The organism is Comamonas sp. FG99, assembly GCF_057808605.1.
Window position 1 is genome coordinate 40,558 of sequence record NZ_JBMDII010000028.1, and the last position, 16,921, is coordinate 57,478.

A 16,921-nucleotide genomic window follows, 5' to 3' on the forward strand; every position below is an offset into this window, starting at 1 on the left:
GTCTGGAGAGGGGGTATTGCCCCGTTAGCGCCAGTGCCGGTGCCCGCCGCCCCATACGCCGCCGAAGCCCAGCGAGATGACCGGCTGGATCACCGGTGCCGCGTAAACGGGGGCTGCATAAACGGGGGCCGCATACGCCGGCGCGGGGTAGTACACCGGCGCCGCGGCCGGGGCGCCCACCACCACGCCAGGCTGGGGTGCGTAGTAGTTGTCGTAGGCGGCAGGCGGTGGCGCGGTGCTGGCGCTGCTGGCCACCGGCTGGATGCTCAGCGGGATCCAGTCGCCGGGGTGCTGGGCGGTGTGGGTGGTGAAGCGCTGGTTGGCGTATTCGTATTCCACCATGTAGCCGGTCTGCTGGTTCTGCGTGACGTACTGGGTGCCGCACTGGCGCACCGTCTGGTACTGCGGATAGCCGCCTTCGAGCTGGTTGCCGAGGGCCGCGCCGCCCATCACGCCGGCTGCCGTGGCCGCGGCCCGGCCGAAGCCGCCGCCGATGCTGTTGCCGAATACGCCGCCCACCACCGCGCCCGCGATGGCGCCCAGGCCCGAATTGGTGCTGCCGGCATAGGCCTGCTGGTCATGGCAGACCTGCTGCGGCACGCTGACCGGCTGGTAGTCGGGCCGCACCGAGATCACGCGGCCCATGGCCTGCTGGCCCTCGGGCGCATAGCCCTGGGCCCAGCCGGGCAGCGCCGCCGCCAGCATGGCGGTGGCGGCGAGCGTGGACATCAGCAATCGTGGCATGGTGTGCCTCCACATCCAATCTACAAACACAATGGGATAGTGTAGGCGCGCCGGTTAGAGGGGGCTTAAAACGCTGGTAAAACTCGGTAAATGCCAATGTTTTTAGAGCTTTTCGGCCCAGGCGGCTTCGTCGAAGCCCACGGTCACGCTGCCGTCGGGCCATTCGACCACCGGGCGCTTGATCACGCTGGGCTGCTCTAGCATGAGCCGGCTGGCGCTGGCGGCGTCCACCACCGCCGCCTGGGTCTCGGGCGGCAGCTTGCGCCAGGTCGTGCCCTGGCGGTTGAGCAGCTTTTGCCAGCCGGCCTGCGCGAGCCACTGCGGCAGCTGGGCTTCGGGCACGCCGGCCTTCTTGAAGTCGTGAAACTGGTAGGCGCACTGCTGGCCGTCCAGCCAGGCACGGGCCTTCTTGACGGTGCTGCAGTTGGGTATGCCGTAGACGATGGGGGTTGAAGTCATGGAGGTGGAGAGGACGGGGAAAGAGGAAGCTTCGTTTGTAGCACTTGCCACGCATGGCGGCATGAACACTTCGCATGCGGTTTGTTAGCTTCACTGGAAGCTGTCTGATCGGCGCCATGCGGACGGCAGCGTGGCCGAATGGTAGTCAATAAAATAATAGCTGTTAGCGATTGATATATAAGGTTTTCAAATATAAAACATATTGAAAACATTGCCTATAAAGCGCTAGCAGCTCTCTTTTTATAAAGGCAACAAGCCTGACTCGTGCGCGGGAAAGCGCGGCTCGGCCACAATACGCCCCCGTATGCACACCACATTTCCCACCCTGGATGCCTGGCTCGCGCATTGCGAGAGCCTGCACCCGCAGGCCATCGACATGGGCCTGGCCCGCGTGAGCGAGGTTGCGCGGCGGCTGCAGCTGCGCTTCGACTGCCCGGTCATCACCGTGGCCGGCACCAACGGCAAGGGCTCGACCTGCGCCATGCTGGAGGCGGTGGCGCTGTCGGCCGGCTACCGCACGGGCGTGTTCACCTCGCCGCACCTGGTGCATTTCGAGGAGCGCTGCCGCCTGCGCGGCGAGATCGTGAGCGCGGCCGAGCTGCTGCCGCATTTCGAGGCGGTGGAGGCGGCGCGCCTGCAGGCGCCCGAGGTGTCGCTGAGCTATTTCGAATTCACCACGCTGGCGATCCTGCGGCTGATGTCGCTGTCCAGGCTGGACGTCGCCATCCTCGAGGTGGGCCTGGGCGGACGGCTTGATGCCACCAACATCATCGATGCCGACTGCGCCGTCATCACCAGCATCGACCTGGACCACACCGAGCTGCTCGGCCCTGACCGCGACAGCATCGGCCGCGAGAAGGCGGGCATCATGCGCCCCGGCCGTCCGGTGGTGGTCAGCGACCCTATGCCGCCGCAAAGCGTGATCGACCACGCCCAGGCCATCGGTGCCGACCTGTGGCGCTTCGGCCGCGACTTCAGCTACGACGGCGACAAGCAGCAGTGGAGCTGGGCCGGGCGTGCCGCCGCACGGCCGCCCGAGGGCGGCGCGGCGGGCGACGCCGCCGGCGTGGGGGCGCCCAGGGTGCGGCGCTACTCGGGCATGGCCTACCCGGCGCTGCGCGGCGCCAACCAGCTGGTCAATGCGGCCGGCGTGCTGGCCGCGCTGGAAGCGCTGCGCGAGCGCCTGCCAGTCACCGCGCAGGCGGTGCGCAACGGCCTGGCCATGGTCGAGCTGCCCGGGCGCTTCCAGATCGTGCCGGGTGAGCCCACGCTGGTGCTCGACGTGGGCCACAACCCGCATGCGATCGCCGCGCTCACCGCCAACCTCGACGCCATGGGCTATTACCCGAGCACGCACGCGGTGTTCGGCGCCATGCACGACAAGGACCTGACGCTGATGCTGCAGAAGATCGCGCCGGTGATCGACCGCTGGTACTTCACCGACCTGCCCACGCCGCGCGCCGAGAAGGCCGCCGAGCTGCAGCAGAAGTGGAATGCGCTGCAGATGGTGGCCGGCGGCCGCCGCGACGTGGCCACCAGCATCCATGCCGATCCCATGCAGGCGCTGCAGGCCGCGATGGCGGCGGCGGAGGGCGCTGATAGAATCGTGGTTTTTGGTTCGTTCTATACGGTGGGCGGGGTGCTGAAAGACGGAATTCCCCGCCTCAAAGCCAAGCACTTGAACGGCGATTGATCCCACTCCATGGCATTTTTCAAACTCCGGTGGCCCGGTAAAAAGCAGGAGCCCGAGCGCGTCATCCGTGGCGCGCGCGGCTCGTCGGTGGAAAGCGTCGAGGCCATGCGCCGCCGCGCGCGCCACCGCCTCATCGGCGCCACGCTGCTGGTGCTCGCGGCGATCCTGGGATTTCCGCTGCTGTTCGACACCCAGCCCCGCCCGGTGGCGGTGAATGCATCCATCGAGATCCCTGACAAGGAAAAGGTCGCGGCGCTGACGGTGCCGTCGGCGCCCGAACCCGGCGCGGCCCAGGCCGGCCACTCCGCCAACCCCCATTCCGCCGTGCAGGACAGCCTGGGCGCCGGCGAAGAGATCGTGCAGGCGCCGCGCGCCGGTACGGCTGCGGCCACGGCCGCTGCCACCGCGGCCGCGACGGCAGCGGCTGCTGCCGCGAATGCCGACAAGCCGCCGAAGCCCGAAACCAAGCCCGAGGCCAAACCGGATACCAAGCCCAGGCAAGAGGCCAAGCCGGAGCCTAAAGCCGAACCCAAGGCCGAACCCAAGGCCGAGCACAAGCCCGAGCCCAAGCCCAAGCAGGAAGCCAAGCCAAAGCCCAAACCCGAGCCCAAGCCGGAAAAGCCCAAGAGCGACAGCGACGATGCCGACCGCATCCGCGCGTTGATGGAGGGCCGCACGGCCGCGGCGCCCAAAGCAGAAAAGGCAGCAGAGAAGGCCGCAGAAAAGCCCAAGGCGGAGGCCTCCAAGCCCGAGGCGCCCGCCACCAGCCGCAGGTATGTGGTGCAGGTGGGCGCGTTCGCCGATGCCGACAAGGCGGCCGAGGTGCGCGCCAAGCTGCAGATGGCCGGTGTTTCGGCCTTCACCCAGAGCGTGAACGCGGGCGGCAAGAAGGTGGTGCGCGTGCGCGTGGGCCCGTTCGGCAGCAAGGAAGAGGCCGACAAGGCGGCGGCCCGGGTCAAGGCGCAGGGCTTGTCCGCTTCGCTGGTGCCGATGTGATGCTGCGGCTGGCTGGCTGAGAGCGCTGCAAGTGTCGGCATTGGATTGGTTTTTCGTGGTGGTGGCGCTGGGCTCGGTGGTGATCGGCGCCTGGCGTGGCCTGGTGTTCGAGGTGCTGTCGCTGTGCAGCTGGATCGCGGCCTTCGTGGTGGCGCGCGCCTGGGGCGCGGCGCTTGGACGCTGGCTGCCGATCACCGAAATGGACGAGGGCATACGCACCGCCGCGGGTTTCGTGCTGCTCTTCATCGCCGCCATGTTCGCCTGCAGCTTCGCGATCTGGCTGGTGGGCAAGCTGGTCAAGTCGGTGGGGCTGCGCCCGGCCGACCGCGCCATGGGAGCGATGTTCGGTCTGGCGCGCGGCGGCTTGCTGCTGCTGCTGGTGGCCCTGGTTTTTCTCTGGACGCCAATGCGGGATTCGGAACTCTGGAAGACTTCCGCCGTGGCGCCCCATCTGGTGGCTGTGGTCTCGCGGCTGCAGCCCCTGCTGCCCCAGGAAATGGGGGAGCACTGGTCTTCGTTGGTGAATCGGTCGCTGGAGACTGCTTCGCAAGTTGTGGGTGAGCCCCGCTAAAAATCTGGAACGCAACTATGTGTGGAATTGTCGGAGTCGTCAGCAACGCCCCGGTCAACCAATTGATCTATGACGCGCTGCTGCTGCTGCAGCACCGCGGCCAGGATGCCGCCGGCATCGTGACGCAGCAAGAGCGCAAGTTCTTCATGCACAAGGCCAAGGGCATGGTGAAGGACGTGTTCCGCACCCGCAACATGCGCGCCTTGCCGGGCAATGTGGGCCTGGGGCAGGTGCGCTACCCCACCGCGGGCAATGCCTACAGCGAGGAAGAGGCGCAGCCCTTCTACGTGAACGCGCCGTTTGGCATCGTGCTGGTGCACAACGGCAACCTCACCAATGCGGTCGAGCTGCGCCGGGAGCTGTTCTCCACCGACCACCGCCACACCAACACCGAGAGCGACTCGGAAGTGCTGCTCAACGTGTTCGCGCACGAGCTCGAACGCGCCACCCGCGGCGTGCCGCTGCAAAAGGAAGACGTGTTCCGCGCGGTGCGCGCGGTGCACAAGCGCATCCAGGGCTCGTATGCGGTGATCGCGCTGATCGCCGGGCATGGCCTGGTGGCCTTCCGCGACCCCAACGGCATCCGCCCGCTGTGCATGGGGCGCGGCGCCGACGGCACCATCATGGTGGCCAGCGAATCGGTGGCGCTCGAGGGCACCACGCATACGCTGGAGCGCGACATCGCGCCGGGCGAGGCGGTGTTCGTGTCGCCCGACGGCGACATCAGCTTCGAGCAGTGCGCCGACAACGCGCAGCTGCATCCCTGCATCTTCGAATTCGTCTACCTGGCGCGGCCGGACTCGGTGCTCGACGGCATGTCGGTCTACCAGGCCCGCCTGAACCTGGGCGAGACCCTGGCCAAGCGCGTGATCTCCACCGTGCCGCCGAGCCAGATCGACGCGGTGATCCCGATCCCCGAATCGAGCCGCCCCAGCGCCATGCAGCTGGCCTACCGCCTGGGCATCCCGTACCGCGAGGGCTTCGTCAAGAACCGCTACGTGGGCCGCACCTTCATCATGCCCGGCCAGGGCGTGCGCAAGAAATCGGTGCGCCAAAAGCTCAATGCGATCGCCAGCGAATTCAAGGGCCGCAACGTGCTGCTGGTGGACGACTCCATCGTGCGCGGCACCACCAGCCGCGAAATCGTGCAGATGGCGCGCGACGCCGGCGCCAACAAGGTCTACCTCGCCAGCGCGGCGCCGCCGGTGCGCTTTCCCAACGTCTACGGCATCGACATGCCCACCGCCAGCGAGCTGGTGGCCCATGGCCGCTCGCTGGAGGAGATCCGGGCCTCCATTGGCTGCGATGCGTTGATCTACCAGGACGTGGACGCGATGAAGGCGGCCGTGGGCCGGCTCAACCCCGGCGTGCACGGCTTCGAGGCCTCGTGCTTCGACGGCGTGTACATCACCGGCAACATCACGGCCGACGGCATCTCGCGCATCAACCAGGGCCGCGCCGCGGCCGAGGAAGACGATGCCGACACCTCGCGCCTGGCGCTGCCCAATGCCGACCTGGCCTGAGCCGGCGTATTTTTGCGAGCACCACAAGAATGACTGACAAGACCCTACCTTCTGGCCTGCGGCCCGAGACGCTGGCCATCCGCGCGGCCATCGCGCCCAGCCAGTACGGCGAGAACTCCGAGACGCTGTACCTCACCACCGGCTTCGTACAGCCCGATGCGGCCACCTCGGCCGAGCGCTTCGCCAGCGGCGAGGGCTATACCTACGCGCGCACCTCCAACCCCACGGTCACCAGCTTCGAGCAGCGCCTGGCGGCGCTCGAAGGCGCCGAGGCGGCCATAGGCGCGGCCAGCGGCATGGGCGCGATCCTGATGATGATCATGGGCCTGCTCAAGGCGGGCGACCATGTCATCTTGTCGCGCTCCATGTTCGGCTCCACGCTCAACCTGTTCGCCAAGGAGTTCGGCAAGTTCGGCGTGGAAACCACCTTCTGTTCGCAGACGGACGTGGACGAGTGGCGCGCCGCCGTGCGCCCGAACACCCGGCTGCTGTTCGCCGAGACGCCGACCAACCCGCTCACCGAAGTCTGCGACATCGCCGCGCTGGCCGGCATCGCCCACCAGGCCGGCGCGCTGCTGGCGGTGGACAACGCCTTCGCCACGCCCATACTGCAGCGCCCGCTGGCGCTGGGCGCCGATATCGTCATGCACTCCGGCACCAAGTACCTGGACGGGCAGGGCCGCGTGATGGCCGGCGCGCTGTGCGCCAGCCAGCAGCTCGTCAGCGAAAAGTTCGCCCCCGTGGTGCGCACCGCCGGCATGGTGCTGTCGCCCTTCAACGCCTGGGTGGTGCTCAAGGGCATGGAAACCCTGGCCGTGCGCGTCAAGGCGCACTGCGAGAACACGCTGGCCATCGCTCGCTGGCTCGAGGCCCAGCCCCAGGTGGCGCGCGTGTTCTACCCCGGCCTGCCCTCGCACCCCCAGCACGAGCTGGCGATGCGCCAGCAGGGCGGCCTGGGCGGCGGCGTGGTCGCCTTCGAGCTGGCCGGCGACACGCCGGAGCAGGCGCGGGCCAAGGCCTTCCATGTGCTCGACAGCTGCCGGCTGCTCTCGCTGGCCACCAACCTGGGCGACACCAAGACCATCATCAGCCACCCGGCCACCACCTCGCACGGCCGCCTGAGCGAGGCGCAGCGCCAGGCCGCCGGCATCAGTCAGGGCGTGATCCGGCTCGCCGTGGGCCTGGAGCATCCCGAGGACATCCAGGACGATCTCTTGCGCGGTCTTCGCGGCCTGTCCAGCCTGAGCAAATAAAGATGACCCAAGTACGCACCCGCTTCGCCCCGTCGCCCACGGGCTTCATCCATCTGGGCAATATCCGCTCGGCGCTGTATCCCTGGGCGTTTGCGCGCGCCAACCAGGGCGTGTTCATCCTGCGCATCGAAGACACCGACCTGGAGCGCTCCACGCAGGCCTCGGTCGACGTCATCCTCGAAGGCATGGCCTGGCTGCAGCTGGACCATGACGAAGGCCCGTTCTACCAGATGCAGCGCATGGAGCGCTACAAGCAGGTGCTGGCCCGGCTGCAGGAGCAAGGCCAGGTCTACCCCTGCTACATGAGCGTGGCAGAACTCGACGCCCTGCGCGAGCGCCAGATGGCCAACAAGGAAAAGCCGCGCTACGACGGCACCTGGCGGCCCGAGCCCGGCAAGGTGCTGCCGCCCGTGCCCGAGGGCGTCAAGCCCGTGCTGCGCTTCAAGACCCCGCAGGCCGGCGTGGTCGGCTGGGACGACAAGTGCAAGGGCCGCATCGAATTCCAGAACGGCGAGCTCGACGACCTGGTGATCGCCCGCCCCGACGGCACGCCCACCTACAACTTCTGCGTCTGCGTGGACGACATGGACATGGGCATCACCCACGTCATCCGTGGCGATGACCACGTCAACAACACGCCGCGCCAGATCCACATCTTCGAGGCGCTGGGCGCCCAGGTGCCGACCTTCGCCCACCTGCCCACCGTGCTCAACGAGCAGGGCGAGAAGATGAGCAAGCGCAACGGCGCCAAGCCCGTCACCCAGTACCGCGACGAAGGCTACCTGCCCGACGCCATGCTCAACTACCTCGCCCGCCTGGGCTGGAGCCATGGCGACGACGAGATCTTCAGCCGCCAGCAGTTCCTGGAGTGGTTCGACCTCGACCACCTCGGCCGCAGCGCCGCGCAGTTCGACGAAGCCAAGCTGCGCTGGGTGAATGCGCAGCACATCAAGTCCACCTCCGACGATGCGCTGGCCTCGATGCTGGTGCCCTTCGTGGCCCAGCTGGGCGTGGACGGCAGGGAGCTGGCCGATGGCCGCCTGCCCCGCATCTGCGGCCTGTTCAAGGACCGCTGCGACACCCTGGTGGACCTGGCCCAATGGGCGAAGGTGTTCTACCAGGACGCACAGCCCTCGGCCGAAGATCTGGCCCAGCACGTCACGCCCGAGATCGTGCCGGCCATCGACGAGCTGCTGCAGGCGCTGGAGCAGGGCGACTGGAGCAAGGAGTCGATCGCCGCCGCGTTCAAGCAGGTGCTCAAGGCGCGCGGCATCAAGATGCCGCAGCTGGCCATGCCGGTGCGGGTGCTGGCGGTGGGCACGCCCCATACGCCATCGGTCGATGCGGTGCTGGCATTGCTTGGTCGTGAAAAAATTATCGAAAGACTCAAAAAGCGCTGAAATTCATCCTATAATTGCAGTCTTTCGGGAGCCGGATGAAATACTCAAACGGTTCAAGGAATTTGGGGGTATAGCTCAGCTGGGAGAGCGCTTGCATGGCATGCAAGAGGTCATCGGTTCGATCCCGTTTACCTCCACCAAGAACACAGAACGGAAGTTCTAGGAATTGACCCTATCGTCTAGAGGCCTAGGACATCACCCTTTCACGGTGAGTACCGGGGTTCGAATCCCCGTAGGGTCGCCAAGTTAGCAGCACTTGGCTCGCAAGAGCGCAAAAGCTGTCTGCCAGGAGTGGTAGTTCAGTTGGTTAGAATACCGGCCTGTCACGCCGGGGGTCGCGGGTTCGAGTCCCGTCCACTCCGCCATATATAAAAGCCTAAGTAGTTGATCTACTTGGGCTTTTTTCTTTTCTGTGTTCAGTGCGATGGTTTCTATTGCCAATCTGAAGCGCTGCGTTGGACTTTTTTGTGCTCTGTGGCATCGCCTTTGCTGGCAATTTGGCCTTCCCGGGCAACTGCGTGTGCCACTCGCCGACGGTGCTCGCCGTGGAAATCCGATGCTCAAGTGCTAGGCTGCAACGCGGTTCAGCGGGCAAGCCTTGGCACAGTATCAAAGCCTGCTTTCATGCCAGTAATTCAAATTAAACCATGCTTTAATAGCGTTATTCATAATGAAAGCAGGCTTTGAATGAATCGCAGCACGGGCACCTATGCCATCTCCACGACGCTGGGCGAGCCGGTACGGGCCTTTGTGCCGCATCCGCTGCCACCCGCTGAGCCGCCCTTGGCAACGGCATCCTTCACCGACCTGAACCGGCAGGCGGAGCTGGCGCTGGCCCGGCTGTCGGGGATGTCGGGGCTGGTGCCGTCGGTGGACTGGCTGCTCTACAGCGCCGTGCGCAAGGAAGCCCTGCTAAGCTCGCAGATCGAGGGCACGCAGGCCACCCTGACCGATCTGTTCGATGAGGAAGCGGGCCTCAAGGTCAGCAACGCCGACGACGTAGCCGAGGTGAGCAACTACCTGCGGGCGTTTCGCCTGGTACAGGAACAACTGCGCGACCCGAAAGGGCTGCCCATCAGTGTGCGCCTGCTGTGCGACGCGCACCGGCTGCTGCTCGACGGTGCGCGCGGCACAGGCAAGCAGCCAGGCGAGTTGCGGCACTCGCAGAACTGGATTGGCGGCACACGGCCCGGTAACGCGGTGTTCGTGCCGCCACCGCCGGAGCGCGTGCCGGAACTGCTGTCCAACCTGGAGCGCTTCGTCCACGAGGCGCCTGGCGACCTGCCGCCTTTGCTCAAGATCGCCCTGATCCACGCGCAGTTCGAGACCATCCACCCGTTCCTGGACGGCAACGGACGTATCGGCCGCCTGCTGATCGGGGCTTTGCTGGAACATTGGAGCCTATTGGCAGAACCGCTGATGTACCTCAGCGGCTACCTGAAGCAGCACCAGGCCGAGTACTACCGCCGCCTGTCGGTCATCCGCACCGAAGGCGACTGGGAAGCGTGGGTGTCGTTCTTTCTGGAGGGCGTAGCGGTCGCTGCAACCGAGGCCGAGCAAAGCACCATCGCCGTCGCCAGCCTGATCGCCGCCGACCGCCGCAAGCTGCTCCAATCACCCAAGGCCAGCCCGGCCAGCTACCGACTGTTCGAGCTGCTGCCGATGATGCCGCGCTTCACCGTGGAACGCGCCCGCCAGCAACTCGACACTACGTTCCCCACTGCGAACTCGGCGGTGCAGGTGCTGGAGCAACTAGGCATCGTGGTGGAAGTGACGGGCCAGAAGAAGAACCGCAGCTATAGCTACCAGGCCTACGTCGAACTGCTGTCGCGGTGATGGAGATCGGGCCAGTCGCACAAGCCCGGATCGTGGGGGGATCTCCGGATGGTGATCAGGCCGTGCACGCCGTTGCCGCGCGGGTGGTCAGTTCAATCCCGGGGTGGTTCAGCGGCTGAGGAGGCCTGCCAGCGGTCGGGCTTGTTCGAGCGTCGCCGTGCACTGATGAAGGACTGGACTGCTTGGTGCAAGGTGGTCCGGCCGAGTCTGCAGCAAGGGCAGGGTGCGTTGCTGTATCCTCCGCCCAATCGCTCGACTCCCGGCTGCAGCCGATATGGGGTGGAATATGGTGAAATGATGTGACGGAGATTTTTTTCGTAGGCCCGAAGTTCTGCTATAGTAGCGGTCTTGCGTGAGACGGCGCGAGGCCCCAAGAGGCCGACGTCTACTCCGCCACAGATTCATGTTTTCGGATCGAGCGAGTACACGAAAAGTAGTCGCTCGATAGGAAGATATTTGGGGGTATAGCTCAGCTGGGAGAGCGCTTGCATGGCATGCAAGAGGTCATCGGTTCGATCCCGTTTACCTCCACCAAGAACACAGAACGGAAGTTCTAGGAATTGACCCTATCGTCTAGAGGCCTAGGACATCACCCTTTCACGGTGAGTACCGGGGTTCGAATCCCCGTAGGGTCGCCAAGTTAGCAGCACTTGGCTCGCAAGAGCGCAAAAGCTGTCTGCCAGGAGTGGTAGTTCAGTTGGTTAGAATACCGGCCTGTCACGCCGGGGGTCGCGGGTTCGAGTCCCGTCCACTCCGCCAGATCCATCAAAGATGAAAGCCGCCTTGCGCATAGCAAGGCGGCTTTTTCTTTGGGCATGTCTCTACCGGCCAGCAGTTGGCATTCGGTATTCGCATGTATTTGACCATTTTGAACCGTTGATTTAATCTTTGATCAATCGAAGCAGAAGGAGTGTTCATCATGGGCAGAGCCGAAACCCTGATGCTGCAGGGTGATGTTCTTACCGTACAAGCCTACCCCGGTGCTGGCGGCCAACGCCAACGCAAGGGGCATGCCTTTGTGCTTGAAGTGGCGACCGAGGCGGCATCGAACACCTTGCTGGCCTCGCTGCCGCTGCTGGATCGGCTGCTTACCGAAAAGATAGCCGCCGTGCGCCAGCGGAACATGGAGGAGATGGTCGACTTCATGGCGGCTCGCATGGTGCAGCCCAGTCAGGCCGAACTGGAGATGGCGCAGCGCTTGGCGGTTCGGCATGCCCGTGTGCTCAACGAGTTCGGTGCCTTCACCGCCGAGCAACTGGCCGACGCGAATGGCTCCAAGGCCGGCAACCGCTCGGCGCTGGCCGACAACTGGCGCAAACGCCATCAGGTCTTTGCCGTGCCGCATCCGAACAAGGGCGCGCGCGAGCGCGATGTCTATCCGGCCTTCCAGTTCGAGGACGGCAAGCCGATCAAGGCGGTGCAGGGCGTGCTCGAAGCCTTCGCCGGCCGCAAGTCGCCCTGGAAGCTGGCGCTGTGGTTCACGTCGAGTCATGGCTGGCTGCCGGACAGCGCGCGGCCCGTGGATCTGCTGGCACGAGATCCGCAAGCCGTCGTCGCGGCGGCGCGGCGCGACGCCCAAGCGAGCGCGGCGTGACCTGCCGGCCCCCTGGCGCGCCGCTCGACCCCTTGTTCGATCGCTGGCCCGCCGGGCGGGTGATCCACGTCATCCACGACACGGCGTTCGCACCTGAAAGCTTCAATCCCGGTGTGGATGGCGCGGGGCGGCCGCGCAAGCCAACCCGGTTTGCTCCGATCCGCGATGCTGCCGCAGAGGTAGTGCCTTACCTCTATGGAGGCGCGAGCCTGGACTGCGCCATCTTTTAAACGATTTTTCATGAGGTACCGGTCGATGCAGCCGCCAAGTTCGTGGATCTCGATGATTTCGCGCAACGCGGCCACGGCAAGCTCGTGCCAAGCCGTGACCTGAAGCTCGTGGATCTGACCAGCGAAGGCTTGCACCGCCTGAAGGTGCCCAAGCACGAGCTGATCACCAGCCCAGCGCGAAACTATCCGCTCACGGCCCGATGGGCTGAAGCGCTGCATCGCCAGTGTGCCGATGCCGATGGACTGCTGTGGATGTCGCGCCAGCGCGACCGCGACCATGCGCTGCTGCTGTTCGGGGACCGGCTCGCCGGGGCGTTGAGCGGCTCGCGCGTTGGTGGGCCGCTGGCACGCAATCCAACGCTGCGCGATGCCGTGCTGGCCGCCGCGCTGCGGGCTGGCATCGAAGCCGACTGACCGATATCGGGCGCGGCTGGCCATGCATTTCATCCGGCAAAGGGGTGAAGGCCTTCTTATAATGAGATCAATTCTTATTTGCATTGCTCCGGTGCGCGCGCATCGTCCGCCCATGTCCAGCGAACCTTCTCTGAACGGCCAAGTCGCCACCCTCTACCTCGATCACCATGGCTGGCTGCTGGGCTGGCTGCGGCGCCGGCTTGGCCATGCGGGCGATGCGGCCGATCTGGCGCAGGATACCTTCGTGCGCCTGCTCGATGCGCCCGATGCCACGCCCGAGAAGCAAGGCGGCTGGCGGCTGCGCGAGCCGCGCGCCTACCTCACGCTGATCGCCAAGCGGCTGGTGGCCAATCTGCACCGGCGCCGTTCGCTGGAGCAGGCCTATCTGGAGGCCTTGGGCCAGTTGCCGCCGCCGCTGGCGCCGTCGCCCGAGGAGCGGGCCATCATCCTGGAGACGCTGCAGGAGGTGGATGCCATGCTCGACGGGCTCAAGCCCGCGGCGCGCAGCGCCTTTCTGCTGGCCCAGCTCGAAGGGCTGGGCTATGCCGAAATCGCCGCGCGCCTGGCCCTGAGCGAGCGCACCGTCAAGCGCTACATGGCGCAGGCCATGGCCCGTTGCATCCTGCTGCTGCCATGAGTAGCCCCGCACCCAACATCAGCGAGCAGGTGGCGCTGCAGGCGGCCGAATGGTTCTTGCTGTTGCAGTCCGGCCAGGCCAGCGCCCAGGAACGGCTGCATTGGCAGCGCTGGCGCGCAGCCCATCCCGCGCACGCGGCCGCCTGGGAGCGCGCGCAGCGCGTGGGCCAGAAGTTCGCGCAATTGCCGCCGGGGCTGGCGTTGGCGGCGCTGCAGCGGCCGGGGCCGCACCGTCCCCGCCGGGCCGCCGCCAGGGCGCTGGCCGTGCTGCTGCTGGCCGCGCCCGCCGGCTGGATGGCCTGGCGCCAGGCCGGGCGCGAAGGCCTGTGGGCCGACTACCGCACGGCCACCGGCGAGCGCCGCGAGGTGCTGCTGGCCGATGGCAGCCGCGTCCAGCTCGATACGGCCAGCGCGGTCGATGTCGGTTTCGATGGCGAGCTGCGCCTGGTGCGCTTGCTGCATGGCGCCATCCATGTGCAGACCGCGGCCGATCCGCTGCCGCAGCACCGCCCCTTCGTCGTTGCCACCGCGCAGGGGCGCCTGCGCGCGTTGGGCACGCGCTTCATCGTGCGCGCAGACGGCGGCACGACCCATGTGGCCGTGTTCGAGGGCGCGGTGGAAATGCGCCCGGGCGGCGCGCCCGGCCAGGCAAAGGTGCTGCAGGCCGGGCAGCAGGCCAGCATGCAGGCCGAGGCAGTCGGCGCCGCCGAAGCCGCCGCGCCGCATGCCGACGGCTGGACGCGCGGCATGCTGCAGGTGCGCAACCTGCGCCTGCAGGACTTTGCCGCCGAGCTGGCGCGCTATCGCCCCGGCATCGTGCACTGCGATCCGGCGGTCGCCGAGCTGCGCATCTCGGGCGCTTTCCAGCTGCACGACACCACGCCGGTGCTCGACAGCCTGCCGCAGGCACTGCCGGTCGCGGTGCGCTACCGCACGCGCTACTGGGTGAGCCTGGTGGCGCCGGGCGGCTGAGTTTTTTCGAGAAATCCCTGTCCCTTTTGCTGTTCTGGCGTGTGAAGTCTTGGAACCACCTCGATTTGCATACCTTCAGGAGCATTCCTTCCATGGACAGACTTTCTTGCCTTGCACCTTGGTGCGCCCCCCGCCGCGCCCTGGCGCTGGCCGTGCGCGGCGCGCTGGTGGCCATGGCCTGCGCGGCCGGCGCCGGCCAGGCGCAGACCGCGAGCACCCCGGGCGGCGCCGCGCGGACCGAAACCGCGCAGGCCTACCGCATCGCCCCGGGCGCGCTCGACGACGCATTGGCCAGCTTTGCCGCCAGCGCCGGCGTGAGCATCACCATGCCGCCGGCACTGGTGCAGGGCAAGACCTCGCCCGGGCTGCAGGGGCGCTATACGGTGCGCGCCGGCTTTGCCCGGCTGCTGGAGGCTTCGGGCCTGGAAGCCGTGGGCGGCAGCGGCGGCGTCTATACCCTGCGCCCGGCGCCAGTGGCCGCGCCCACGACCGGTTCGGCCGGCGAGGGCGCCATGCTCAGCGAGGTGCGGGTGAGCGCGCAGGCCGAGCGCAGCGCAGCCACCGAGGGCACCGGCAGCTATACCCAGCTGGGCCGCAGCAGCACCGCCACCGGCCTGGGCCTGTCGCTGCGCGAGACGCCGCAGTCGGTCAGCGTGATGACGCGCCAGCGCATGGACGACTTCAAGCTGGAGACGCTGACCGATGTGCTGGAGCAGACGCCCGGCGTGGCCGTGGTGCGCCAAAGCGAGATGACCACCTTCAATGTGCGCGGCTCCAGCGTCAACCTGCAGACCGATGGCAGCCGCCAGCTCTCCAATGGCTGGGGCTGGAACACGCACATCATGTATTCGCTGGACGATCTGGCCGAGATCGACCGCGTTGAAGTGCTCAAGGGCTCGTCGGGCCTGATCAATGGCGACGGCGCCTACGGAGCCACGGTCAACCTGATCCGCAAGCGCCCCACACGCGACTTCCAGGCCAGCGTGATGGCCAGCGCGGGCAGCTGGGGCGCCTACCGCGCCGATGCCGATATCGCCGGCCCGCTGAACGAGGACGGCAGCCTGCGCGGCCGTCTCGTGGCCTCGCGCAAGAGCGGCGACAGCTTCCGCGACCACCAGCACAGCCACAGCTCCATGCTTTACGGCGCGCTGGAATACGACCTCACGCCCGACACCCTGCTGAGCGCCGGCATCACCTACCGCCAGCGCGAGCTGCGCGGCTCGGGCGGCACCACGCCCATCCAGGCCTACAAGGGCGACGGCCAGTTCGTCGGCTGGATGCCGCGCTCGCTGAACATCGCCGCGCCCTGGTCGGGCTACGAGCAGGAGTCGCTCAACAGCTTCGCACGCCTGGAACACCGCTTCGCCAGCGGCTGGAAGGCCAAGCTGCAGATGTCGCACGAAGAGGTGAAGACGCCGGACATGCAGATCGGCCTGCTGCGCTACGCCCTGCCCAGCTCGGCCCAGTTCGCCGCCTACAAGGACATCCACTCGCGCAACCAGAACATCAGCGTCGACCTGCAGGGCCCGTTCACGCTGTTCGGGCGCGAGCATGAACTGCTGGTCGGCGCAGGTGCCGCGCGCAACCGCACCACGCTGCTGCGCGGCGCCCGCCCCGGCCTGGACCTGCCCGAGGTGGACTTCAGCCAGGGCGGCGGCGCCATCCCGGCGCCGGCGGACAACATCCCCTATTCCAACGACCTGTTCAGCAACCGGCGCAGCTATCTCTACGGCGCGGCGCGCTTCAACCTGGCCGATCCGCTGAAGCTGATCGCGGGCCTGCGCGTGACCAACTACGACCAGAAGGACGTGACCGACATCAGCTGGTACAACTACAACCTGCGCGAGCACGGCGTGGTCACGCCCTACGCCGGCCTGGTGTATGACGTGAGCCCGAATATCTCGCTGTACGGCAGCTACGCCAGCATCTTCAAGGCGCAAAGCGCCAAGGACCTGCAGGAACGCACGCTGCCGCCCGAGGAAGGCCTGACCTACGAAATCGGCGCCAAGGGCGAGTTCTTCGACAAGCGGCTGAACGCCAGCATCGCCTACTTCTGGATGAACACCGACAACACGGCCGTGGAAGACGGGCTCATGCCCAATGGCGACACGGCCTACCGCGCCGTCCAGGGCGCGCGCAGGCGCGGCTTCGAGCTGGAGCTGTCGGGCGAGCTGGCCAGGGGCTGGCAGGCCCAGGGCAGCTACATGAGCATCAGCAGCAACCTGGACAACGCCAGCACCAGCCCGCGCCACCAGTTCAAGCTGGGCACCACCTACCGTTTCGCGCGGGGAGCGCTGTCCGGCCTGACCGTGGGCGGCGCTGCGCGCTGGCAAAGCGCCATCTCCACGAGCCGGGGTGAGGCCACGCTGCGCCAGGACGCCTTCTGGGTGCTGGACCTGATGGCGCGCTACCAGATCAACCGCCAGCTCAGCATCGCGGCCAACATCAACAACCTGCTGGACAAGCATTACTTCGCGGGCGTGACCAACTTCAACGCCCAGGGCCTGTACTACACCTGGGGCGCACCGCGCAGCGTGAACGTGAGCATGCGCTACGACTTCTGAGTTGGCGGGAAATAGCGCGGGTATGGGTAAAACAGA

The 16,921-nt window shown here is 66.7% G+C and carries 14 protein-coding genes and 6 tRNA genes; 18 read left to right on the plus strand and 2 right to left on the minus strand.

Going from position 1 to position 16,921, the window contains the following annotated elements:
- Positions 1-24 precede the first annotated feature (24 nt).
- Together ACODRX_RS18130 and ACODRX_RS18135 are read right to left on the minus strand one after the other, a co-directional pair.
- Positions 25-744: a glycine zipper 2TM domain-containing protein gene (locus ACODRX_RS18130; protein WP_488872938.1), complete on the minus strand. Its 720-nt coding sequence runs from the start codon at positions 742-744 to the stop codon at positions 25-27.
- Between the two features lie 102 nt (positions 745-846).
- A complete protein-coding gene (locus tag ACODRX_RS18135) occupies positions 847-1,203 on the minus strand; it encodes an ArsC family reductase (RefSeq protein ID WP_488872939.1) in 357 nt (118 codons plus the stop codon).
- A 304-nt stretch (positions 1,204-1,507) separates the two neighbouring features.
- On the opposite strand from ACODRX_RS18135, the gene ACODRX_RS18140 reads away from it, so the two are divergent.
- The 18 genes from ACODRX_RS18140 to ACODRX_RS18225 all read left to right on the plus strand — a co-directional run bounded on the left by ACODRX_RS18140 (position 1,508) and on the right by ACODRX_RS18225 (position 16,885).
- On the plus strand, positions 1,508-2,896 hold the full coding sequence (locus tag ACODRX_RS18140) for a bifunctional folylpolyglutamate synthase/dihydrofolate synthase (RefSeq protein ID WP_488872940.1): 1,389 nt from the start codon (positions 1,508-1,510) through the stop codon (positions 2,894-2,896).
- Positions 2,897-2,905: 9 nt separating this feature from the next.
- The gene (locus tag ACODRX_RS18145) at positions 2,906-3,892 is read left to right on the plus strand and encodes an SPOR domain-containing protein (RefSeq protein ID WP_488872941.1); all 987 of its coding nucleotides are present in this window, start codon (positions 2,906-2,908) and stop codon (positions 3,890-3,892) included.
- A gap of 31 nt (positions 3,893-3,923) precedes the next feature.
- Complete coding sequence (locus ACODRX_RS18150) at positions 3,924-4,463, plus strand: CvpA family protein (protein ID WP_488872942.1); 540 nt, start codon at positions 3,924-3,926, stop codon at positions 4,461-4,463.
- Between the two features lie 17 nt (positions 4,464-4,480).
- Complete coding sequence (gene purF, locus ACODRX_RS18155; protein WP_488872943.1) at positions 4,481-5,986, plus strand: amidophosphoribosyltransferase; 1,506 nt, start codon at positions 4,481-4,483, stop codon at positions 5,984-5,986.
- A gap of 29 nt (positions 5,987-6,015) precedes the next feature.
- Positions 6,016-7,239 carry an O-succinylhomoserine sulfhydrylase gene (locus tag ACODRX_RS18160; RefSeq protein WP_488872944.1) on the plus strand — a complete coding sequence of 408 codons (1,224 nt, stop codon included), beginning with the start codon at positions 6,016-6,018 and terminating at the stop codon, positions 7,237-7,239.
- 2 nt (positions 7,240-7,241) lie between these two features.
- Positions 7,242-8,639 carry a glutamate--tRNA ligase gene (gene gltX / locus ACODRX_RS18165; protein WP_488872945.1) on the plus strand — a complete coding sequence of 466 codons (1,398 nt, stop codon included), beginning with the start codon at positions 7,242-7,244 and terminating at the stop codon, positions 8,637-8,639.
- Between the two features lie 64 nt (positions 8,640-8,703).
- Positions 8,704-8,779: transfer RNA gene (locus ACODRX_RS18170), tRNA-Ala, on the plus strand.
- A 28-nt stretch (positions 8,780-8,807) separates the two neighbouring features.
- Positions 8,808-8,883: transfer RNA gene (locus tag ACODRX_RS18175), tRNA-Glu, on the plus strand.
- A 44-nt stretch (positions 8,884-8,927) separates the two neighbouring features.
- Positions 8,928-9,004: transfer RNA gene (locus ACODRX_RS18180), tRNA-Asp, on the plus strand.
- Positions 9,005-9,326: 322 nt separating this feature from the next.
- Entirely contained in the window at positions 9,327-10,475 is a 1,149-nt protein-coding gene (locus ACODRX_RS18185; RefSeq protein ID WP_488872946.1) for a Fic family protein, read from the plus strand.
- A gap of 458 nt (positions 10,476-10,933) precedes the next feature.
- Positions 10,934-11,009, plus strand: a tRNA-Ala gene (locus tag ACODRX_RS18190).
- 28 nt (positions 11,010-11,037) lie between these two features.
- Positions 11,038-11,113 (plus strand) — tRNA-Glu (locus ACODRX_RS18195).
- 44 nt (positions 11,114-11,157) lie between these two features.
- Positions 11,158-11,234: transfer RNA gene (locus ACODRX_RS18200), tRNA-Asp, on the plus strand.
- A 160-nt stretch (positions 11,235-11,394) separates the two neighbouring features.
- Entirely contained in the window at positions 11,395-12,069 is a 675-nt protein-coding gene (locus tag ACODRX_RS18205) for a hypothetical protein (RefSeq protein ID WP_488872963.1), read from the plus strand.
- Positions 12,070-12,341: 272 nt separating this feature from the next.
- Positions 12,342-12,713 carry an RES family NAD+ phosphorylase gene (locus ACODRX_RS18210; RefSeq protein WP_488872947.1) on the plus strand — a complete coding sequence of 124 codons (372 nt, stop codon included), beginning with the start codon at positions 12,342-12,344 and terminating at the stop codon, positions 12,711-12,713.
- A gap of 112 nt (positions 12,714-12,825) precedes the next feature.
- Complete coding sequence (locus ACODRX_RS18215; protein ID WP_488872948.1) at positions 12,826-13,350, plus strand: sigma-70 family RNA polymerase sigma factor; 525 nt, start codon at positions 12,826-12,828, stop codon at positions 13,348-13,350.
- Positions 13,347-14,321, plus strand: a complete 975-nt coding sequence (locus ACODRX_RS18220) for a FecR domain-containing protein (RefSeq protein WP_488872949.1) — start codon at positions 13,347-13,349, stop codon at positions 14,319-14,321. The genes ACODRX_RS18215 and ACODRX_RS18220 overlap by 4 nt, the downstream gene beginning before the upstream one ends.
- Positions 14,322-14,413: 92 nt before the next feature.
- Positions 14,414-16,885 (plus strand): TonB-dependent siderophore receptor, encoded by a 2,472-nt coding sequence (locus ACODRX_RS18225; protein WP_488872950.1) that lies wholly within the window; start codon positions 14,414-14,416, stop codon positions 16,883-16,885.
- The last annotated feature ends 36 nt before the right edge of the window (positions 16,886-16,921 follow it).